This window comes from Brachybacterium sp. J144, assembly GCF_036321705.1.
Classification (GTDB): Bacteria; Actinomycetota; Actinomycetes; order Actinomycetales; family Dermabacteraceae; genus Brachybacterium.
Genome location: NZ_JAZDCG010000004.1, coordinates 85,659 through 106,698 on the forward strand (window position 1 = coordinate 85,659; position 21,040 = coordinate 106,698).

General features: G+C 73.0%; 19 protein-coding genes and 2 tRNA genes. 9 read left to right on the forward strand and 12 right to left on the reverse strand.

Translation table 11 applies throughout. The features are described from left to right. Positions 1-9: 9 nt before the first annotated feature. The 5 genes from V1260_RS02590 to V1260_RS02610 all read left to right on the forward strand — a co-directional run bounded on the left by V1260_RS02590 (position 10) and on the right by V1260_RS02610 (position 3,332). Entirely contained in the window at positions 10-525 is a 516-nt protein-coding gene (locus V1260_RS02590; protein WP_329745236.1) for a methylated-DNA--[protein]-cysteine S-methyltransferase, read from the forward strand. 65 nt (positions 526-590) lie between these two features. Next, positions 591-1,085: an RNA polymerase sigma factor gene (locus V1260_RS02595; protein WP_329745325.1), complete on the forward strand. Its 495-nt coding sequence runs from the start codon at positions 591-593 to the stop codon at positions 1,083-1,085. Then, positions 1,082-1,741 (forward strand): methylated-DNA--[protein]-cysteine S-methyltransferase, encoded by a 660-nt coding sequence (locus V1260_RS02600; protein WP_329745237.1) that lies wholly within the window; start codon positions 1,082-1,084, stop codon positions 1,739-1,741. Before V1260_RS02595 ends, V1260_RS02600 begins: the two co-directional genes overlap by 4 nt. 41 nt (positions 1,742-1,782) lie before the next feature. Then, positions 1,783-2,442 (forward strand): DNA-3-methyladenine glycosylase I, encoded by a 660-nt coding sequence (locus V1260_RS02605; protein WP_329745238.1) that lies wholly within the window; start codon positions 1,783-1,785, stop codon positions 2,440-2,442. Next, complete coding sequence (locus V1260_RS02610) at positions 2,439-3,332, forward strand: DNA-3-methyladenine glycosylase family protein (protein ID WP_329745239.1); 894 nt, start codon at positions 2,439-2,441, stop codon at positions 3,330-3,332. The genes V1260_RS02605 and V1260_RS02610 overlap by 4 nt, the downstream gene beginning before the upstream one ends. Positions 3,333-3,371: 39 nt before the next feature. Here the strand turns inward: V1260_RS02610 and V1260_RS02615 are convergent, their stop codons facing one another. The 3 genes from V1260_RS02615 to V1260_RS02625 form a co-directional block, all read right to left on the reverse strand. After that, on the reverse strand, positions 3,372-4,145 hold the full coding sequence (locus V1260_RS02615) for an ABC transporter ATP-binding protein (RefSeq protein ID WP_329745240.1): 774 nt from the start codon (positions 4,143-4,145) through the stop codon (positions 3,372-3,374). A 114-nt stretch (positions 4,146-4,259) separates the two neighbouring features. Continuing rightward, a complete protein-coding gene (locus V1260_RS02620) occupies positions 4,260-6,533 on the reverse strand; it encodes a heavy metal translocating P-type ATPase (protein WP_329745241.1) in 2,274 nt (757 codons plus the stop codon). A 96-nt stretch (positions 6,534-6,629) separates the two neighbouring features. After that, a complete protein-coding gene (locus V1260_RS02625; RefSeq protein ID WP_329745242.1) occupies positions 6,630-6,839 on the reverse strand; it encodes a heavy-metal-associated domain-containing protein in 210 nt (69 codons plus the stop codon). A 135-nt stretch (positions 6,840-6,974) separates the two neighbouring features. Here V1260_RS02625 and V1260_RS02630 point away from each other — a divergent pair, with 135 nt between their 5' ends. Continuing rightward, on the forward strand, positions 6,975-7,820 hold the full coding sequence (locus tag V1260_RS02630) for a maleylpyruvate isomerase N-terminal domain-containing protein (RefSeq protein ID WP_329745243.1): 846 nt from the start codon (positions 6,975-6,977) through the stop codon (positions 7,818-7,820). 64 nt (positions 7,821-7,884) lie between these two features. Here the strand turns inward: V1260_RS02630 and V1260_RS02635 are convergent, their stop codons facing one another. From V1260_RS02635 to orn, 5 genes are all read right to left on the reverse strand, one after another. Beyond that, on the reverse strand, positions 7,885-8,601 hold the full coding sequence (locus tag V1260_RS02635) for a Pr6Pr family membrane protein (protein WP_329745244.1): 717 nt from the start codon (positions 8,599-8,601) through the stop codon (positions 7,885-7,887). Beyond that, the gene (locus V1260_RS02640; protein ID WP_329745245.1) at positions 8,598-9,389 is read right to left on the reverse strand and encodes an NAD-dependent epimerase/dehydratase family protein; all 792 of its coding nucleotides are present in this window, start codon (positions 9,387-9,389) and stop codon (positions 8,598-8,600) included. Before V1260_RS02640 ends, V1260_RS02635 begins: the two co-directional genes overlap by 4 nt. Positions 9,390-9,433: 44 nt before the next feature. After that, positions 9,434-10,228, reverse strand: a complete 795-nt coding sequence (locus V1260_RS02645; protein WP_329745246.1) for a GTP pyrophosphokinase — start codon at positions 10,226-10,228, stop codon at positions 9,434-9,436. Between the two features lie 195 nt (positions 10,229-10,423). Next, a tRNA-His gene (locus V1260_RS02650) sits at positions 10,424-10,499 on the reverse strand. Positions 10,500-10,731: 232 nt separating this feature from the next. After that, on the reverse strand, positions 10,732-12,627 hold the full coding sequence (gene orn, locus V1260_RS02655) for an oligoribonuclease (RefSeq protein WP_329745247.1): 1,896 nt from the start codon (positions 12,625-12,627) through the stop codon (positions 10,732-10,734). Between the two features lie 126 nt (positions 12,628-12,753). On the opposite strand from orn, the gene V1260_RS02660 reads away from it, so the two are divergent. After that, entirely contained in the window at positions 12,754-13,275 is a 522-nt protein-coding gene (locus V1260_RS02660; protein WP_329745326.1) for an acyl-CoA thioesterase, read from the forward strand. Here V1260_RS02660 and V1260_RS02665 read toward each other — a convergent pair. The 4 genes from V1260_RS02665 to V1260_RS02680 all read right to left on the reverse strand — a co-directional run bounded on the left by V1260_RS02665 (position 13,229) and on the right by V1260_RS02680 (position 19,297). Next, the gene (locus V1260_RS02665) at positions 13,229-13,528 is read right to left on the reverse strand and encodes a hypothetical protein (protein ID WP_329745248.1); all 300 of its coding nucleotides are present in this window, start codon (positions 13,526-13,528) and stop codon (positions 13,229-13,231) included. The two genes, V1260_RS02660 and V1260_RS02665, sit on opposite strands and share 47 nt — an antisense overlap. A gap of 51 nt (positions 13,529-13,579) precedes the next feature. Then, positions 13,580-13,652 (reverse strand) — tRNA-Arg (locus V1260_RS02670). Between the two features lie 15 nt (positions 13,653-13,667). Continuing rightward, entirely contained in the window at positions 13,668-14,597 is a 930-nt protein-coding gene (locus V1260_RS02675) for a DNA-formamidopyrimidine glycosylase family protein (RefSeq protein ID WP_329745249.1), read from the reverse strand. Further along, complete coding sequence (locus V1260_RS02680) at positions 14,597-19,297, reverse strand: ATP-dependent helicase (RefSeq protein ID WP_329745250.1); 4,701 nt, start codon at positions 19,295-19,297, stop codon at positions 14,597-14,599. Before V1260_RS02680 ends, V1260_RS02675 begins: the two co-directional genes overlap by 1 nt. A gap of 187 nt (positions 19,298-19,484) precedes the next feature. Here V1260_RS02680 and V1260_RS02685 point away from each other — a divergent pair, with 187 nt between their 5' ends. Then, the gene (locus V1260_RS02685) at positions 19,485-20,114 is read left to right on the forward strand and encodes a superoxide dismutase (protein ID WP_329745251.1); all 630 of its coding nucleotides are present in this window, start codon (positions 19,485-19,487) and stop codon (positions 20,112-20,114) included. A gap of 408 nt (positions 20,115-20,522) precedes the next feature. Beyond that, the gene (locus tag V1260_RS02690; RefSeq protein ID WP_329745252.1) at positions 20,523-21,029 is read left to right on the forward strand and encodes a single-stranded DNA-binding protein; all 507 of its coding nucleotides are present in this window, start codon (positions 20,523-20,525) and stop codon (positions 21,027-21,029) included. The last annotated feature ends 11 nt before the right edge of the window (positions 21,030-21,040 follow it).

The window sequence follows — 21,040 nt, forward strand, 5'->3', positions numbered from 1 at the left end:
AGAGTGACCATGACGACCGCCTGCCACACGCTCGTGGGGACGCGCCTCGGGGACCTGACCCTGGTCGCCGAGGAGGACGCGCTCACCGGCGTCTACTTCCCGCAGCACCGCTACCCGCCCGCGCCGGACTCGATCGGCGACCGCGTCGACGCCTCGACCCGGCCGGTGCTCGCCCGCGCCGCCCACCAGCTCATCGAGTACCTCGACGGCGATCGCCGCGACGTCGACCTCGCGCTCGCCCCGTCGGGCGACGACTTCTCCCGCACCGTCTGGGCCCTCCTGCGGGAGATCCCCTACGGGAACACCACCACCTACGGATGGATCGCGCGGGAGCTCGGCAATCCGCATCTCGCGCAGCGCGTGGGCCAGGCCGTCGGCCACAATCCGCTGAGCATCGTCATCCCCTGTCATCGGGTGGTCGGGGCGGACGGCTCCCTCACCGGGTACGCCGGCGGCCTCCACCGCAAGCGCCTCCTCCTCGATCTCGAGGAGCCCGACGCGGCCAGCGGGGCACGGCTCTTCTGAGCCGCGAGCGCCATGGCCCCGGACCCCGCATGCGCCGCCGCTCGGGACGGGGCTCGCCGATGCCCATGACCCTTCCCTTCGAGAGCGCGGTCGACCGCCACGGCGCGATGGTGCTGCGGGTCTGCCGAGCCGTTCTCGGCCCCGGGCCCGACGCGGAGGACGCCTGGTCCGAGACCTTCCTCGCCGCGCTCACCGCCTGGCCGGAGCTCCCCGCCGGGACCAACGTCGAGGCGTGGCTCGTCCGCGTCGCCCAGCGCAAGGCGATAGACGTGACGCGGAGGCGGGCGCGCCACGCCCTGCCGACCGCGGATCTGCCCGAGCAGGCCTCCTCCCACGGGAACCCGGGGGAGGGGGACGGCCTCTGGACCGCGGTCGCCGCGCTCCCCGACCGCCAGCGCCTCGCCCTCGCCTACCACTATCTCGGCGGGCTCCCGCACACCGAGACCGCCGCCCTGATCGGCGGCAGCGCCGACTCCGTGCGCCGTGCCGCCTCCGACGGCCTGCGCGCCCTCCGTCGGCAGTTCGCCCCGAGAGACCCGAGCACAGGAGACCCCCGATGAGCTCCCCCCACCCCGCGGACCACCCCGCCCCCGACGCCGCCCCGGACCCGACCGTGGACCTCGACCGGGATCTCCCCGTCCCGAGCGCCCTCCTGACCTCGCTGCGGGAGCGGCTCGCCCGATGCGCCGAGGAGGACGGCCTCCTCGACATCGCCTACCGGACGATCGACAGCCCCGTCGGCCCGCTCCTGCTCGCCGCGACCCCCACCGGACTGGTCCGGGTCGCCTTCGCTCGCGAGGACTTCGACGCCGTGCTGAGCACCCTCGCCGAGACGCTCAGCCCCCGCGTGCTCGAGGCACCGCGCCGCCTCGACGAGGCCGCCGCCGAGCTCGAGGAGTACTTCGGCGGGACGCGCCGCGCCTTCGACCTGCCGCTGGACCGCTCCCTCTCGCGGGGCTTCCGGCAGCAGGTCCTGGAGCACCTGCCGCGCATCGCCTACGGCAGCACCCTGTCCTACCGGGAGGTGGCCGAGCTGGTCGGGAACCCCCGGGCCGTCCGCGCCGTCGGCACCGCCTGCGCGACCAACCCGCTGCCGGTCGTCGTGCCCTGTCATCGCGTGCTGCGCAGCGACGGCCGCCTCGGCGGCTATCTCGGCGGGCTCGCGGCGAAGACCACCCTTCTCGAGCTCGAGGCCGCCGCAGGTGCCGCGGGCTGACACACTGCCCGCAGCGCCCCGAGAGAGCTGAGGTATCGCCGATGAACGCCCCCGATCCCGCCGACCCCGAGCAGACCCGCGAGCACGACGCCGACCGGACGGAGGAGGTGCCCGGTCTGGTGCGGGGTGAGGACGGCCTGGCCCGTCCCGTCTGGGCGAGCACGGACGCCCTGCTGCGCGAGTACTACGACACCGAATGGGGGATGCCGGTCCGCGATGAGCAGGGCCTGTTCGAGCGGATCAGCCTTGAGGCCTTCCAGGCGGGTCTCTCCTGGTCGACGATCCTGCGCAAGCGGCCCGCCTTCCGCACCGCCTTCGCCGGCTTCGATCCCGAGGCGGTGGCGCGCTTCGACGAACGGGATGTCGAGCGCCTGCTGGCGGACGCCGGGATCGTCCGCAACCGCGCGAAGATCCTCGCGACGATCACGAACGCGAACGCGACGCTGAGGCTGCGGGAGAAGGGCGGGCTCGTGGACCTCGTGTGGTCCTTCCAGCCGGAGGAGACGCCGCGCCCGAGGACGCCCGCCGAGGTCCCGACCAGGTCGGCGGAGTCCATCGCGCTGTCGAAGGCCCTGCGGACGGAGGGCTTCGCCTTCGTCGGGCCGACGACGATGTTCGCCCTCATGGAGGCGATCGGCATCGTGGACACGCACCTGCTCGGCGCGCACCGGCGCGGCACGTCCGGGGTCTGGCCAGCGTGAGGGACGCCGACGCCCTGCTCCTCACCGCGGAGGGTCCCGTCGACATGGCCGCCGCCCTCACCACGGTGCGCGCGCACGCGATCGACGGGCTGCACCGTCTCGAGGCGGGCACGGGCACGCTCACCCGGCGCCTCACGGTCGCGGGCGACAGCTTCCCGATCACGTTGCACTTCGTCCCCGACGGCGTCGCGCTGCGCGTCAAGACGCGGGACGAGGGCGTGCGCTCGGTGGTCGCCGCGAGGGTGCGGCGCTGGTTCGACCTCGACACCCCGATCGAGCCGATCGACGCCCTGCTGGGACGGGATCCGCTGTTCGCCGAGCAGGTCCGGGCGCGGCCCGGCGTCCGCCTCACCCGCTTCGCCTCGCCCTTCGAGGCGGCGGTGCTCATCGTCCTCGGCCAGCAGGTCTCGCTCGCCGCCGGCCGGGTCTTCGCCGGGCGCCTGATCGCGGCGCACGGCATCCGGCCGAAGGGCGAGGAGACGGTGGGCGACGAGACGATGGGCGCGCTCCGCGATCTCCCCGCTCCGGCGGTGCTCGCCGCAGTCCCCGTCGACGAGCTGCGCGAGCAGGTCGGGCTGACCCGCGGCCGAGCCCGCACCCTCCACGAGGTGGCCGCCCTGTTCGCGGAGGCAGGGATCGATCCGTCCACGGGTGCAGAGCCGCTCCCGCCCCGCGAGGCACTGCACGCCCTGCACGGCGTCGGACCCTGGACCCTGGACTGCCTCGCGATCCGCGCGGGAGAGGACCGGGACGCGTTCCCCGCGACCGACGCCGTGCTCCGGCGCGCGCTCGCCGCGGAGCCGAGAGAGCGATCCGCCGCGCCGTCGGCCGAGCGGTGGAGCCCATATCGCAGCTACGCGACCGCGAGGCTGTGGGCCGCCGCCTCCTGAGGTGCCGCACGCCCGCAGCCGACGGCCGGGCTCACGAGGTCAGCGGAAGCGCTGCACCGCGAGCGGGTTCGCCGCCGCGAGCTCCCGGATCGGCTCGTGCTCGGTGCGGGAGAGCACCTCGGCGAGTGTGCCGCGGGCCAGCAGCCGTCCCTCGCCGAGGAAGGCGATCTGCGGGCACAGCCGCTGCAGCAGTTCCACGTCGTGCGAGGCGATCAGGGTGCCGATGCCGAGCCGCTCGATCGTCGCGGCGAGCCGACGCGCTATCTCGACCCGGGTCGCGGGGTCGACCGCGGTCAGCGGCTCGTCCAGGAGCAGCAGCTCCGGCCGGGTGGCGAGTGCCGCGGCGAGGGACACGCGCTGGGTCTCGCCGCCCGAGAGGGTGCGCATGGTGCGGGGGAGGAAGGCCTCGGACAGCCCCACCGACTGCAGCAGCTCGGCGGGGGAGACGGCATGGGTGCGACCGCCCTTCCTGGCCTCCTTCGCGGCGAGCTCGAGTCGGGAGCCGACGGTCTCCCGCGGGTCGGCGATCGTCATCGCGTACTGGGAGACGGAGCGGACCGCCGCGCGGAAGCGTCGCCTGTCCTTGCCCCGCAGCCGGGACACGTCCCGGCCCTCCCATATGACGCGCCCGCTGCTCGGCCGGTGCTCCCCGGCGAGCACGGCGAGCAGCGTCGTCTTCCCCGAGCCGGAGTCGCCCAGCAGGCCGAGCGGCGGCCGGCCCGCGGTGAGCTCGAGGTCCACGCCCTCGAGCACGACCTCCCCCGGGTATCCGGCGCGGACGGCGGTGGCGAGGAGGCTGGCGGGAGGAGGCATGGGGAGGGTTCCTCGCAGGGGACGGGACGGAGCGGACCCTCGGCACTCTAGCGAGCGCCCCTGGATCGCCACTGCGCGGACCGGACCGCGGTCGCCGGGCGCGCCCTGCGGACCTCAGTCGCGCGAGAGGCTGCGCACCGAGCGCAGGCGCAGGCTGTTGGCCACCACGAAGACGCTCGAGAAGGCCATGGCGGCGCCGGCGAGCATCGGGTTCAGCAGCCCCAGCGCCGCGAGGGGGATCGCCGCCACGTTGTACGCGAACGCCCAGAACAGGTTCCCGCGGATGGTGCCGAGGGTGCGGCGGGCGAGGCGGATGGCATCGGCCGCCGCGCGCAGATCGCCGCGCACGAGCGTGATGTCCGCGGCCTCGATCGCCGCGTCGGTGCCGGTGCCCATCGCGAGGCCCAGATCGGCCCGGGCGAGGGCGGCGGCGTCGTTCACGCCGTCCCCGACCATCGCCACGACCCGTCCCTGCGCCTGGAGGTCGGCGACCGCCTGCACCTTGTCCTCGGGGAGGACCTCGGCGATCACCTCGTCGATGCCCACCTCGGCGGCGATCTGCTCGGCCGTGGCGCGGTGATCCCCGGTGAGCAGGATCGGGGTGAGGCCCAGGTCCCGCAGTCGGGCGACGGCCTCGGCGCTGGTGGGCTTGACGGCATCGGCCACCATCAGGACCCCGCGCGGGGCACCGTCCCAGCCGGCGACGACCGCGGTGCGTCCGGCGGCCTCCGCCTCGGACTTCGCGAGGGCGAGCTCCGCGGGCAGGGCGCCGGGGAACAGCGACTCGCGGCCGACGAGGACCTCGCGGCCCTCGATCTCGCCGCGCACCCCGCGGCCCGGGAGGTTCTTGAAGCCGGTCGGGACGATCAGCCCGCCGAGACGCTCGCGGGCGCCGTCGGCGACGGCCCGGGCGATCGGGTGCTCGGAGGCGTCCTCGAGGGAGCCCGCGGCGCGCAGCAGCTCCTCGGGGGAGACGCCCTCGGCGGCCACCGTGTCCACGAGGGTCATCGTGCCGGTGGTGACTGTGCCGGTCTTGTCCAGGAGCACCGTGTCGACGCGGCGGGTGGACTCGAGCACCTCGGGACCCTTCAGCAGCACGCCCATCTGGGCGCCGCGGCCGGTGCCCACGAGCAGCGCCGTGGGGGTCGCGAGGCCGAGCGCGCAGGGGCAGGCGATGATCAGCACCGCCACCGCGGCGGTGAACGCCGTCTCGGGGGGGTGGCCGGTCGCGATCCAGGCGATCAGCACGCCGAGCGCGAGGACCAGCACGATGGGCACGAACACCCCGGAGACCCGGTCGGCGAGCCTCTGGGCGGCGGCCTTCCCGGACTGAGCGTCCTCGACGAGGCGCGCCATCCGGGCGAGCTGGGTGTCGGCGCCGACGCGGGTCGCGCGCACCACGAGGCGGCCGCCGACGTTCACGGTCGCCCCGGTGACCGCGTCCCCCGCGGCGACCTCCTGCGGGACGGACTCGCCGGTGAGCATGGCCAGGTCCACCGCGGAGGTGCCGGTCAGGACGGTGCCGTCGGTCGCGATCTTCTCGCCGGGACGCACCACGAACTCGTCGCCCACGGCGAGCTCGGTGATCGGGATGCGGGTCTCGACGCCGTCGCGGAGCACCGCGACATCCTTCGCCCCGAGGTCCATCAGGGCCCGCAGCGCCGCCCCGGCCTGGCGCTTGGAGCGCTTCTCGAGGTAGCGGCCGAGCAGGATGAACAGGGTCACCCCGGCGGCGACCTCGAGGTAGATGTTGGCCGAGCCGTCCGTGCGCGTGATCGACAGGGAGAACTCGTGGGTCATCCCCGTCATGCCCGCCTCGCCGAGGAACAGGGCGTACAGCGACCAGAGGAAGGCCGCGGAGACGCCCACGGAGATCAGGGTGTCCATCGTGGTGGCGCCGTGACGGGCGGTGATCAGCGCCGCGCGGTGGAAGGGCCAGGCCGCCCACACCACGACCGGCGCGCTCAGGGCGAGGACCGCCCACTGCCAGTTCGGGAACTGCAGCGCCGGGATCATCGACAGCAGGATCACCGGGATCCCGAGCACCGCCGCACCGATCAGCCGCTGCCGGAGCGCGTGCAGCTCCGGGTCGTCCGGATCGGCCGACGCGTCCGCGCCGGAGCCGTCCTCACCCGGCGCGGGAGCCGGGGGAGCGGGGAGCGTCGCCCCGTACCCCGCCTGTTCGACCACGGCGACGAGCGCGGCGGGGTCGGTTCCCGCGGGGGCCGTGATCCTGGCCTTCTCGGTCGCGTAGTTCACGCTCGCGGAGACGCCCTCGACCCTGTTGAGCTTCCGCTCGATGCGGTTCGCGCAGGAGGCGCAGGTCATCCCACTGATCTCGAGGTCGATCTCGGCGCCGAGGGGCGATGGGGACGATCCGGCGGACATGGGTCCTCCTTCGGGGCGGGTGGGACGGGAGGTCGGGTGCGAGACGGGGGAGTCCCGGGAGGGGAAGGAGGTCGCGGCGCAGGGCCTCCAGACGGGTCAGGCTCGGACGGCGGTGTAGCCGGCCTCCTCGACGGCGGCGAGCACGGCGGAGTCCTCGAGCTCCTGCTCGGAGGAGATCGAGAGGATCCCGGACTCGTGGCTGACCTGGACGTCCTGCACGCCAGGCAGCTCGGAGACCTCCTCGCGCACGGACATCTCGCAGTGGCCGCAGGTCATCCCGGAGACCTGGAAGGTGGCGGTGGTCATGGGGTTCTCCTCGGGTCGACGATGGGCGGGCGGTCGCTCCGCACAGGTCCTTTATACCCCTTGGGGGTATGTGCCGCAAGGTCTCCTGCCCCCGATCGGGTGTCGTGCGTCACCCCGAGGTGCTTCGATGGGCCCATGAGCATCGACGCGCACGCCACCATCGCCCGCGAGGCCGATCGCCTCGCCGCCGTCCTCGCCCGGGCCGACCCCGCCGCACGCGTTCCCACCTGCCCCGACTGGACCGCTGACGACCTGCTGTGGCACCTCACCGAGGTCCATGAGTTCTGGGCGGCCATCCTCCGCGAGGGCGTCACGAGCGAGGAGGAGGTCCAGCGGATCGAGGAGGCCAAGTCCCCGCGGCCCGAGGATCGCGAGGAGCTGCTGGCCCGTCGCGCGGCGGCCACCGCGGCCCTGCTCGATCAGCTCGGGGCGCACGAGGACGAGGACCCCGCCTGGTTCTGGTTCTCCGAGGTGCAGGGCGTCGGCGCGACCCGTCGCATGCAGCCCCACGAGGCGACGGTGCACAGGGTGGACGCCGAGCTCACCGCGGATCTCGACCAGCTCAGCCCGATCGCTCCCGAGGACGCTCTCGCCGGACTCGACCACGTCCTGCAGGTGATGTGGCCGGCGGGCTTCGAGTGGATCCCCGACTGGGCGACGCTGCGCCCCGTCGCCGTGGTCGAGATCGCCCCCGCGGGTGACGAGGCCCGGCAGCTGCTGATCAGCCGCTGGTCCGGGACCCGACCCCGCGACGGTCAGGAGTTCGACGCCCCCGTCGGCCGGCCCCTCGCCGATCCGGCGGACGCCGACGGCCTGCCGCGTGCGCGGGCCGCCGGCACCCCGCAGGCCCTGGACCTGTGGGCCTGGGGCAGGGTCCGGGCGCTGGACCGACTCCCGGGCGGACCCCAGACGGTGGATGTGGACGGCGATCCCGAGGCCGTCGCCCAGCTCGAGGCGCTGATCGCCGAGGGGCACGACTGAGCTGACCCGCGCCCGGGACTCTCCGCGGGGAGCGGCACCGGTCGCCGGGGCCCGGGCAGGTCATTCAGCCCGTCGGCTCCTCGGTCGAGGACCGGACGCCCGATCCGCCGTCTCTCGGAGCGGGTCGGCGGCGAACGAGCCGTCCCTGCAGGAGATGGATCCCGAGGGCGACCGTGAGGAAGGCGACCAGCACGACGGCGGTGGTCACGAGCACTTGCCCCCACGAGGACGCCGTGGGGTCGAGGAAGTCGTACGGGTACCAGCCGGTGACCGCGCCCCGGATCCAGGTCAGCGCGAGGAAGAGCACCGGGTACCCCTGCCAGACGAGCAGACGCACCGGTCGCGGGCGGGAGCGCCGCGGGGTCAGCAGCCAGTCGAGCACCGCGACCACGGGCGCCACCCGGTGCAGCACGATGCCCGTCCAGCCGATGTCCCAGCGCAGCAGCTCGTCCAGCGGGGCGACCAGCAGGGCGTAGATGATCCCCGTCATCGCCAGGTAGAACACGACCGCGCCCCGAAGGTGCTCCCACCACCTCGGGTGCCGCGCCTGCGGGAGCAGCGCCATCGCGAGCATCACGAGGGCGAAGGCGAAGTTCGACTGGTTCGTGAAGAAGGAGACGTGCTGGGGGAGGGTCCCGTCGCGGGCCGCCTCGAGTGAGCTCCAGGCGAGCGCCGCGAGCACGAGCACCGCGACCGCCGCTCGCGGCACCGCGGTGAGCGGGTCGCGGCGTCGATGCGTACCGCCGGGTTCGCCCGGACCTCGCCCGGGGACGCCGGTCATGACCCGAGCGGCCAGTCGTCCCGCACTCCGGCACCGCCCTCGACCACGTGCTCGTCTGCCCCGGGAAGGCGGGTCCAGGAGTCCTGCGGCCGATACCCCAGCTCCAGCTGCGTGTTCGTCGTGGACCAGCGACGGTTGGGATTGTCGGAGATGGCGTAGAACAGGCCGAAGGTCACCTCGGCCTCGATCGCGCAGCGCACCACCTCGGTGCAATCGCGGGGGCTGAGCCACATGGCGCGCAGGATGTCCTCCTCCGCGGCGAGCGGATCCTCGGTGAACCAGCCGATGCGCAGGGCGATCACGTCCAGGCCGTGCTCGTCGTGGTAGAAGCGTCCGATCCCCTCCCCGAAGACCTTCGAGACCCCGTACAGGGAGTCGGCCCGCTGCAGCTGGTGTGGGTAGACCGGCCACTGCTCGTGGCGGTCGTACATGCCCATAGCGTGGTTGGAGGAGGCGAGCACCACGCGACGCACACCCGCCTCCCGGGCGGCTTCCAGGACGTTGCGCACGCCGATGATGTTCGCCTCGAGCACGAGCTCCCAGCTGGACTCGGGCGAAGCCGCCCCGGCCATGTGGACTACCGTGTCGATGCCTTCCATCAATTCCAGGACCTGCTGGTACTCGCCGAGCTGGGCGATCTTCAGCGCCGTGCCCTGGGGTGTCTTCTCCGGGCTGCGGCTGTGGAGCACGAGCTCGTAGTCGTCGGCCAGGGTGGTGGCCAGATGGGAGCCGACGCCTCCGGTGGCTCCCGTGATCAGCACACGTCGTCGGGCAGTGTTCCGTGACATGCCCCCAGTATGGCGCGCATGTCCCCGGTCACATGCTGCCGAGCTCAGGCGGGGGAGCCGGGGCGGTCCGAGAACAGGCCGCTGCCCCCTCCGGGCGCGGCCTGCGGCCGGATCTCCCCGCGCAGCCGTTCCATCCGCGCATCCAGCTCGTTCGCGACCCGGGCCGCGTCGTCGAGCTCCTCGCGCAGCGCGGGCGGGAGGTTCTTCTCGTACTTGTAGGAGAGCTTGTGCTCGGTGCTCGCCCAGAAGTCCATCGCGATCGTGCGGATCTGCAGTTCGACCGGCACCTGCTCGACATGCGTGGACAGGTACACCGGCACCTGCACGATGAGATGCAGGGAGCGGTAGCCGTTGGGCTTGGGGGCGGCGATGTAGTCCTTGACGGTGAGCACCTCGAGGTCCCCCTGCGAGGCGAGGATGTCCGCGATCCAGTACGCGTCCGCGACGAAGCTCGTGGTGATGCGGATGCCGGCGATGTCGTGGATCCGCTCCCGGATCGCGCGCACCGTCATCTCCCCGCCGGTGCGCAGTGCCTTGTCCATGAGGGACTCGACGGACTTCAGCCGTGTGCGCACATGCTCGATGGGGGAGTAGTCGTGCATCTGCTCGAACTCCTTGCGGAGGATCTCCACCTTCGTGAGCACCTCGTCGATGCCGAACTGGTAGTGCATTCGCAGGGCGATGAACTCCTCGTACACCTGTCGCAGCCCCGCTGCGATCTCGTCCTGCTCGGACTCCGTCAGCACGGCCTGCTCCGCGCGAGCGGCGACAAGGTCGCGGACCGGCTGGGTTGCGACGACCGGCGAGGGCCTCTCCTGCGGTGACGCTGCGTCGTCCATCCGGGGCACTCCTCGCGGGTCGGGGTCGGAGGATCGATCCTGCCAGAACGGACTGGATGCGAGGTGCAGTCGAGGTCGCTGCGGGGACGAGCCCTGGCTGGGGGCCAGGGGCGTCTCCCACCGCTCAGGTGCTCATCCCGGAGACCCCGCACTCTGCCGGGGAACGAGAAAACGCCCTGTGGCCAGGGCGTTTCTTGGGGTGATCGACGGGATTTGAACCCGCGACCGCCTGGACCACAACCAGGAGCTCTACCAACTGAGCTACGACCACCATGTGCGCGGCGATGCCGTGCAACGAGAAGCAAGCATACCGTCTCCGCGGCCTGCTCCGAGCCGTCCGGCGGCCCGCAGGAGTGTGAGTCGCATTGCACTCCTCCGCACTCCTCCTCGGGGTCCCGTCGACGCACGGACCCGGGACGGCAGCGCGCCGCGAGATCCCCCGCGGTGACGACGGGGACGCGGGGAGCGTTCGGCGGATCCGGCGGCCGAGCGCTCCTGCCGTCTCAGAGGTTCGCGTCGAGCAGACCATCCCGCAGCGCGGCGGCCAGGGTCGGCGTGACGGGCAGGCGGGGGATCAGCGTCGCCTGGAAGGCGTGGTAGATGTCGGGCTTACCCGGCCAGGTCACGCCTTGCGGTTCGTTGTCGGCATCGAGCTCGTGGAACCACGAGCCGTCCTCCGCGTCGAGGAGGAAGGTGGAGATGTACTCCCACCACTGCTCGTAGCGCTCGGCCCAGATCCGCTCGCCGGTGACCTCGTGCATCACGGCGGCGGCGCCCACGGCCTCCGCGGCGACCCAGTGCATGCGCTCGCGGGCGACGGGGGAGCCGTCCCAGTCGACCGTGTAGACGAAGCCGGGGGCGCCGTCGATGCCGAAGCTGGCCGCGGCCTTCTCCATCAGCGCGGTCGCCGCCTCGAGCATCCACTCGGGCGCCACGCCGTCGGCCGCGAGGAGCGCCGCCCGTGCGTGGAGCACCAGGCGCGCCCACTCGATCCAGTGGCCGACGGTCGCCCCGTAGGGGCGGAACGGGTGGTTCGGCTCGTCCCGGTTGTAGTCCAGGAGCGGGTTCCAGTCGACGTCGAAGTGCTCGGGCAGCGCCCAGTCGTTCGCCCGGGCGAACTCGTCGATCGCCCGGGATGCGATGCCGACGGCCCGGTCCAGCCAGCGACGCTCGCCGGTGACGTCCGCGGCGGCCAGCAGGGCCTCCACGGTGTGCATGTTGGCGTTGATCCCGCGGTACTCCTCGCACTCGGTGAAGGTGCGGTCGAAGGTGTCGACGCTCATCCCCGCGGCCTCGTCGAAGAACTTCTCCTCGAGGACGGTGAGCGCCTCCTCCAGCAGCTCGGCGGCGCCGGGACGACCGGCGGCCGTCGCGGAGGCGGCGGCGAGCACCACGAAGGCGTGCGCATAGGCCTGCTTGGTGTCGTCGACCGGCGCGCCGTCCTGCACGGAGGCGAACCAGCCGCCGTGCTCCGCGTCGCGGAAGACCCCGCGCAGCGAGGCGATGCCGTGGTCGGCGAAGCGCCCGAAGTCGGGGCGGCCCAGCAGATGGCCGAGGGCGAAGCAATGCGTCATCCGGCAGGTGATCCACAGCTCGGCGGGGCGAGAGATATCCGGGGCACCCTCCTCGTCGAGCCACGCGAAGCCGCCGTCCTCGCGCACCGACTCGGAGCCGAAGACGAGCAGCTCGTCGCCCTCGCCCTCGAGCCAGGAGCGGTGGGAGGGGCGGGACAGCCAGGGCTGGTGGGGGCCGGGGGCAGGGGTCACGGGGTTCTCCTCGTCGGTGAGCTCAAAGGTGCGTGCAGCGGCCTGGGCCTGGGCGGAGGTCGGGCCGGGCTCGTCGACGAGCAGCACCTCGCGGTAGTACTTCAGCTCCTGGATCGACTCGCGGATGTCGGCGAGGGCGCGGTGGCCGCCGTGCTTCGCGGGGATGTTGTAGTAGACGCGCGGGAACCAGCGCTTGGCCAGCTCCTTGAGGCTCGAGACGTCGATCGTGCGGTACGAGAGCCAGCTCGCGAACTCGGGCACGTCGCGGTCCAGGAACGCACGGTCCGTGCCGACGCTGTTGCCGGCGAGCGGCGCCTTGCCCTGCTCGGGGCAGAACTCCCTCACGTACTCGAGGCACAGCTCCTGCGCCTCCTCGAGGGTCATGCCCGCCTCGAGCTCGTCGAGGAGACCGGAGGTGGTGTGCATGTCGACCACGAACGGGTCCATGCCCTCGAGCGCCTCCGCGGGCGGCTTGATCACGACGTCGACGCCGTCTCCGAGGATGTTCAGATCGGCGTCGGTCACGAGCACCGCGATCTCGACGAGCGCATCGCGCTGCTTGTCGAGTCCGGTCATCTCGCAGTCGACCCAGATGATGCGGTCGTTCACGGAGCGGGAGGAGCTGGAGGTCACCGGGCAACAGTAGCGCGAGGGCCGGTCCCGCCCGGCGGCCGGGACGCGGGCCGCGGGAGATTACCCTGTGGTCATCCGGAGTCGAGGGCGGGCCGACGGGGGCCCGGGGAGGATCCTGCCGTGAACATGTACATCCGCCTTCTCCTGTTCCTGGTGCGGGTGCGCGGGAAGACCCCGCTCTCGATCTGGGACACCTCGAGGGCGCGCTTTCGCGTGAACCTCGCCGATCTCGACGTGCAGCAGCACATGAACAACGGCCGCTACCTCTCGATCATGGACCTCGGCCGGATGGACCTCATGCTCCGCTCCGGCTTCTGGAAGCGGATCACCGATGCCGGGTGGTACCCGGTCGTCGCGGGCCAGACCATCACCTATCGCCGCTCCCTCACGCTCGGGCAGAAGTTCGATCTGGACACGCGGGTGATCGGGCACGACGAGCGGTGGATCTACATGGAGCAGGTGTTCCGCCGCGAGGGCCGCGTCATCGCCGACGCGGTCGTGCGGGCCCGCTTCCTGCGCGAGGAGGGCGGCTCCGTCCCGGTCTCCGAGGTGCTCGAGCTCTCCGGTCCGATGCCCGCGGACCGAGAGCTGCCCGCCTGGGTCATCGCCTGGAACGAGGGCTCCTCGGCGCACGGCCGGGCTCTGTGACGAGGCGAGCGGCTCGCGAGCGTCGGCGGACCTCTTCGACGAGGCCGAGCACGAGCAGCACCACCACCGCGCCGAGCAGGATCCACTGCTCGAAGGCCGCGGCGAGCACGCCGGTGACCAGCAGCGCCCCGAAGTAGACGGCGTCGAGCACCCTCCGGGAGACACCGAGCAGCCGGGCACCGAGCGGCGTGCGCGTCAGGCGCAGCAGGATCAGCAGGGCGATCGCGCCGAACGTGAGGACCTTCAGGATCATCAGTGCGGCACCTCTGCGGCGGGTGGGGATCGGCGGTGTGCCGACGGGCGGCGCCCCCAGCAGGACTCGAACCTGCAACCTACGGATTAGAAGGCCGTTGCTCTATCCATTGAGCTATGGAGGCTGACGGCGCACGAGTCTACCGAGGCGCGCGTCGACCCCGGGCCCGAGAGGCCGGTGGCGTCCCGCTCACCTCGGGCGCACCCGGTCCTGCCTGGCAGCGGGGACAGGACCACAGCACTCGCGCCTCGGTCCCCTCGAGCCGCGGCTCGGCCAGCTCTCCCCGCTCGATCCGGGTGCGGCAGCGGCGGCACTGGCGGCCTCCGCGGCCGTACACCCAGAGGTCGCCGTCCCGGCCGAGCATCCCGCCGGTGGTCACCCGCACCTCCCGGTCTCGGTTCAGCACCAGCAGCCGGTGGGCGAGGTCGACGAGCTCCCCGAGGTCCCCGGCGGCGGAGACGGGGGCGGCGGGATGCACCCGGCGCAGGAAGCACAGCTCGCTGCGGTAGATGTTCCCGATCCCGGCGAGGACGTGCTGGTCCAGCAGGGCGAGGCCGATCGGACGTGCGGGCTCGGCGGCGAGGTTCGCGATCGCTCGCGCGCGCAGTGACTCATCGGTGTCCCAGGCCGGGTCCAGCAGATCGGGGCCCAGGCTCCCGAGCAGCTGCTCCTCGTCGGCCGTGCGCAGCAGCCGCACCTGCTTGACGTCGTAGGCGACGGCCCGCACCGACCTCCCGTCCCCGTGCCGGGCCTGGAGCTCGATGCGGATCGTGTCGGGGGAGCGAGGTCCGGCGCTGGTGTCGCTCGAGCGCAGCGCCCGCCCGTCGACGTGCCAGATCCCGTCCATCATCAGATGGCTGTGCAGGGTCAGCGGGCTCGGTCCGGGCCCGGGAGGGGCGAGCCGGATCAGGAGGTGCTTGCCGCGCGGTCGCACTTCGAGCACGCTCCAGCCGGCCAGGTCGGCGGTCGCCGCGCGCGGCACCCGGAGGTCGCAGGTGGTGAGCACGGCGCCGGCGAGCGCCTCGTCGAGGATCCGGCACTGACGCGCCACGGTGTCGCCCTCGGGCATCAGCGATCACCCGCCCGCAGCCGCAGCGAACGGGGGGAGCGGTAGCAGCCGGCCTCCGCGAGGGCTGCGGTGACGTGGGCGACCGGCTCCGCGTCGAGGCCGTGGCCGGTGATGCGCTCGATCCGCAGATGCGGCAGGCGGGAGTCCTCCGCCACGGCGCGGACCAGCTGCTCCGCGGTTTCCGGTGTCGCGGCCTCGTCGGCCCACCACATCAGGTGCTTCCCGCCCCGGTCGACGAAGGCCTGCACGTGGCCGTCCCGGAGCAGCACGAGGGCCCCGGCGCGGCGCGCGGGGCGCACCGCCGGGCCCTCCGGCGGGGCGATCGGAAGTGCAGGCCAGGGGAGGGCCGCACCATAGGGGTTCGCGGGATCGGTCGCGGCGAGCGCCACGGCGACGGCATCGGCCGACGGGGCGGTCCCCGCCGCCTCGGCCCCGGAGCTCGCCGCGGCCTCGCGGTCGCGGTCGCGGAGCAGGTCCACCGCCTCGGCGGGGGCGAACTGGGAGGCGCCGAGATGGTCCACGAAGTAGCCACGGCGGCAGCCGCCGCTGTCCTCGAGGGCGGAGAGCACTCGGTACACGCCGGCGAAGCCCCCGGGGACGTCCTCCACGTCCATCGCGCCGCGGGTGACCACGCCGTGGCGGTCCAGCAGCAGCGCCGCGAGGGCCGCCGACCGGGCGGCGGGATCCACCGCACCGACCCGCACTGCGGACCAGCGGCCGGTGCCGAGCGCGGTGCTGGCGAGCTCCGCGCTGCTCGTGACGCCCTGGCGCATCATCGCCGCGGAGAGCCGGGCGGCGCCGCGTCGGCCGAGGGTCCGTGATCGGGACGGCGTGCCCGAGCGTCGGGCGCTCCCGGTGCGGGCGGCACCGCTGCCCGAGGGTCCGTGGGCGAGGGTGCGCAGCGCCGCGAAGGAGTCGTTGGTGATCAGTCCCTGGAAGGCGAGATCCCACACCGCCTCCTCGAGCGCGGCGGGGTCCACCGGGGCGCCGTCCTCGCCCGCCAGTGCCGCGAGGATCTCCCCGTGACGGAGCGCGCCAGGCGTGGCGCGCAACAGGGCGAGGACGCGCGCGGCGAGCGAGTCCTGCGGCAGGGCGTCCGCGGCCTCCTCGAGGGCTGCGGCGTCGAGACCCAGGGGCAGTGCGTCGGCGAGGTGGAGCCGGACCCAGCCGTCGTCGGCGCCGAGGCGGCCGTGCCCGGTCCACACCAGTTCCCCGCTCGCGAAGGCGGCATCCAGCAGGGCGGGGGTCATCTCGGGCAGGCGGGCCGGGAGCACCTGGCGCTCCCAGGCGGACAGCGGCAGCGAGACCCCCGCCAGCTGGTCCACCACGGAGAGCAGACCGTCGTGACCGGACCAGGAGGCGCGCTCGCGGCGGCCGTCGGCCCTACGCCCCACGAGGTGCTGCCACTGGCCCAGGAAGCGGGCGTAGACGGGGCCGGGGACCGGCGCGATCTCGAGGCGCGAGGCGGCGAGGCTCGCTCGACGGATGCGGCGCAGCACGTCCGTCTCGACCCACTCCTGGTCCTCGCGGCCCGGGGTGAACTCGCCCTGGGAGAGGACGCGCTCAGCGGTGAGCTGCTCGAGCGCCGCCCGCGCCACCCCCGGCGCGAGGCCGAAGGCCTCCGTCGGCGCCCCGGCCGGGAACGGGCCCCGCCCCCGGGCCCAGCGGGCGATCAGCTGCGCGACCGCCCGGTCCACCGGGGCGAGGAAAGCGGTGGGCACTCCCGTCGGCAGCGCCGTGCCCAGCGCATCGCGCAGCAGTCCCGCATCCTCGACCGTCGCCAGATGCTCGGTGCCCGAGATCCGCACCCGGATGACGCGACGCGCCCGCTCGAGCTCCGCGAGCGCTTCCTCGACGTCGAGCTCGTCGGCCGCGCGCTCGGCGATCTGCCCCACGGTGAGCGGGCCAAGGCGCCGCAGGGCGTCGGTGAGCTGCTCGGGGGTGTGCAGCGCCCCCTCCTCCCTGAGCCCCCGCAGGCTCCGCTCGACCTCTGCGATCACCTCGGCGTCCAACAGCTCCCGCAGGCTCACCGTGCCCAGCAGCTCGGCCAGCAGCGACTGGTCCAGGGCGAGGGCCGCGGTGCGCCGTTCGGCCAGCGGGGCGTCGGCGTCGTAGAGGAACTGCGCCATGTAGCCGAAGAGCAGGGAGCGGGCGAACGGGGAGGGGGAGGGGGTCTCGACCTCGTGCACCTGCACCCGTCGGCGCCCGACCTGGGTCATCAGTTCCACCAGGGCCGGCAGGTCGTACACGTCCTGGAGGCACTCCCGCGCCGCCTCGAGCATGATCGGGAAGTCCGGATAGGGACGCGCCACCTCGAGCAGATGTGCCGACCGCTGTCGCTGCTGCCACAGCGGCGCCCGCTGGTTCGGGTCCCGGCGCGGCAGCAGCAGCGCCCGGGCGGCGCACTCCCGGAACCGCGCCGCGAACAGTGCGGAGGAGCCGACCAGGCGCCGCACCTCCTCCGCGATCTCCTCCGGCTCGAAGGTGAACAGGTCCGCTCCCGGGGGCTGCTCACCGTGGGGGATGCGCAGCACGATCCCGTCATCGGCCGCCATCACCTGGCCGTCCAGGCCGTAGCGCTCCTCGACGCGGGCACCGACCGCGAGTGCCCACGGCGCCGTGATCCGCTGTCCGGCCGCGCAGTGCAGCACCACCCGCCAGTCCCCGAGCTCGTCGAGGAAGCGTTCGACCACGAGCCGGTCGGGGCCCGGCATCACGGAGGTGACCTGCAGCTGTTCGCCGAGATGATCGAGCAGGACGGTGCGCGCGTTATCGTCCAGTCCCAGTCCGCTCAGCCGCTCCTCGGCCTCGGCGCGGGGGAGGGCGGCGAGCTCGGCCTGCGCCGTGGAGATCGCCTGGCCAAGGCTCGCGGGACGCCCGTCCCCGTCGCCATGCCAGAACGGGATCCGGCCGCTGAGCCCGAAGGCGGGGGAGACCGTGACGCGTGACGCGGTGATCTCCTCGATCCGCCAGCTGCTGGTCCCGAGCGTGATGACGTCCCCGCGCCGGGACTCGTAGACCATCTCCTCGTCGAGCTCTCCCACCCGCCGCGGCTGGGAGTCGCCGTCGGAGGCGACCAGGTGCACCGGGTACAGACCTCGATCGGGGATGGTGCCACCGCTGGTCACGGCGAGGCGCTGCGCTCCGGGACGTGCGGTGAGGGTGCCGGTGGCGTGGTCGTGAACCAGCCGTGGGCGCAACTCCGTGAAGGCGGTCGAGGGGTAGCGGCCGGCGAGCAGATCGATCGTCTGGTCGAAGGCGGCGCGCGGCAGGGCCCGATAGGGATGCGCGGAGCGGACCAGATCGAACCAGGCGTCGATCTGCAGGTCCTCCATGGCGGCGGCCGAGACCGTGTGCTGGGCCAGGACGTCCAGGGCGTTGCGGGGCACGGCGAGCGGCTCGATCCGTCCGGCGACGGCCTCCTGCACCGCGACCGCGGAGCGGAGCACGTCGGCCGCGTGCAGGGGGTGGAGGGACCCGGTGGAGACGGCGCCGACGTCGTGCCCGGCCCGGCCCACCCGCTGCAGCAGGCTCGAGACCGACATCGGGGCCGCGACCTGCAGCACGAGGTCGACCGCGCCCATGTCGATGCCGAGCTCGAGGGAGCTGGTCGCGACTACGCAGCGCAGCGTCCCCGCCTTCAGCTGGTCCTCGATCTGCGCGCGCACCTCCTTCGCCATCGAGCCGTGATGGGCACGGGCGATGTCCGGGGCCTCCTCGGGCTCCGCGTCGCTGGCCGAGTCTGCGGACTCGTCCGCCGCCGCGGCGAGGCGTCGGGTGTGGAGCCGGTTCAGCTTCCCGGTGAGGCGCTCCGCCTGGCTGCGGGAGTTCGTGAACACGATCGTGGAGCGGTGGGCGAGGACCTCCTCGTACACCGCTCGCTCGACGTGCGGCCAGATCGTCCCCGAGACGTCCTCGTCGTCGACGGCATCGGCCGGCGGCTCGATCGCCTGCAGGTCCGGGACGGGGAGGGAGATGCTCAGGTCCCATCGCTTGGTCGAGGCAGGGCGCACCACCGTCGCCGAGCGCCCGCGCCCGGAGCCGCTGAGGAAGGCCGCCACCTCGTCCACGGGCTCGACCGTCGCCGACAGCCCGATCCGCTGCGCGGGACGCTCCAGCAGCGCGTCGAGCCGTGCGAGCGACAGAGCCAGGTGCACGCCGCGCTTGGTGCCGGCGACCGCGTGGACCTCGTCGAGGATCACCGTGTCGACCCCGGTGAGCGTCTTGCGCGCCTGCGAGGTGAGCAACAGGAACAGCGACTCGGGGGTGGTGATGAGGATGTTCGGCGGACGGGAGGCGAGCCGACGGCGCTCCGCGGGCGGGGTGTCCCCGGTGCGGACGCCCACGCTCAGCGGCCGACGCTCCTCGCCGAGCCGCTCCGCCATGCGCGCCGTGCCCACGAGCGGCGAGGTCAGGTTCCGCTCGACGTCGACGCCCAGCGCCTTGAGCGGCGAGATGTACAGGACGGAGGTGCGTGGGGAGTCCGGGGGCGGTGCGGCGGAGAGCCGATCGATCGCGCTGAGGAAGGCGGCGAGGGTCTTGCCGGAGCCGGTCGGCGCGACGACGAGCGTGTCCTCACCCCGGGCGATCGCGGCCCACGCCTCCTCCTGGGCGGCGGTGGGTGCCGCGAAGGACTCCTCGAACCAGGTCGCCGTGGAGCGCGAGAACGAGGAGGGGAGGGCGCTGTGGGGGCGGGCCATCGGTCCATTGTCGCGCGGGGGCCGACGTCCGGTGCGGATCCGCCGCGGCCGACGGGGGCGGAGTCGCGCGACCGGCGATCGCCCCGCGACCACGCCTGCCGCCGCTCCGCGCCGCGTGGCAGGATGGACGGCACGGCGGGGCCCGCAGCGGCTGGTCCCGCGCACTTCTGACGAAGGGATGATCCACATGGCGGAATTCACGCTTCCCGATCTCGATTACGACTACGGCGCTCTGGATCCCTCGATCTCGGGCCGGATCATGGAGCTGCACCACTCCAAGCACCACGCGACCTATGTCAAGGGTGCGAACACGGCGCTGGAGAAGCTGGCGGCGGCGCGTGAGGCGAACGATTTCGGCACGGTGAACCAGCTGTCGAAGGACCTCGCGTTCAACCTCGGTGGTCACACGAACCACTCGATCTTCTGGAAGAACCTCTCCCCGGAGGGCGGCGACAAGCCGACCGGTGAGCTGGCGGCCGCGATCGACGAGTTCTTCGGCTCCTTCGATGCGTTCCGCGCGCACTTCACGGCCGCGGCGCTGGGGATCCAGGGCTCGGGCTGGGCGGTGCTCGCCTATGAGCCGGCTGGCGGGAACCTCGTGATCGAGCAGTTCTACGATCAGCAGAACGGGGTGCCGGTGGCGACGATCCCGCTGTTCCAGCTGGATATGTGGGAGCACGCGTTCTACCTGGATTACCAGAACGTGAAGGCTGATTACGTGAAGGCGGTCTGGAACATCGTGAACTGGGCGGATGTCCAGGCGCGGTTCGAGAACGCGCGGGCGAACGCGAGCACGATCGTGGTGCCCGGCGCCTGATCCGCTCTGCGGCACGGGTCAGCAATGACCGGTGCCGTGCGCGCCCGGTGCGCGCTGATCTCGGACGGTCGGTCCCTCTCCGGAGGGGCCGACCGTTTCGTCGTCTGGGGCCGGGCGTGCTGCCGGCCTGGTGTCGGCGGATCCTGTGACCGGGGTTCTGCCGCCCGGTCCCAGCTGCTCCTGCTGAAAAACTGCGTGTGGCGTGACCTCAGGGCCTGTGGGGTGTTGAGGTCACGCCAGGCGCGGAGTTCCAGCAGGGTCGAGCCGTGGACCGTTCCTCCCCACACCCCGTTCATCCACAGGATCCGCGCCGCCCTGGAAGCGCCGCGTCGTGCCGAGGACGCTGAAGTCCATCGGCACCGTGCCGAGGCCGGGACGGTCCCGGCACCTCAGGAAGGACGACGCACCATGCGCGACATCCAGACCAGCATCACCGGCAACGCCACCGCCGACCCGGCCATCCACAAGCATCGCGACGGCAGCGAGAGCACCTCGGTGCGGATCGCGGTGACCGGCAGCTACTTCGACCGCGAGAAGGGCGAGTTCGTCGACCGCCGCACCGAGTTCATCACCGTGTACGCCCGGCGCGGACTCGGCCAGAACCTCGCCCACTCCGTGCGCAAGGGGCAGCCGCTCGTGGTCAGCGGTCGCCTCGGCAGCTCCGAGTGGGTTGACAAGGAGGGCGTGACGCGGTTCAGCCTCACCCTGTGGGCCGAGACCATCGGCCACGATCTCCGCTACGGCAGTGCCGTGTTCACCCGCCCGACCCGCGCCGCCGATGTGCCCGTGTTCGACCACGACACCGGCGTGATCCTGCCGGAGGACGTCTCCGACGGAGCGGAGGATCTCCGCCAGGACGAGGCCGAGGAGGAGACCTCCGAAGAACGCGAGCTCGCCGGATCCGCGCCCTTCTGAGCGCAGCGACC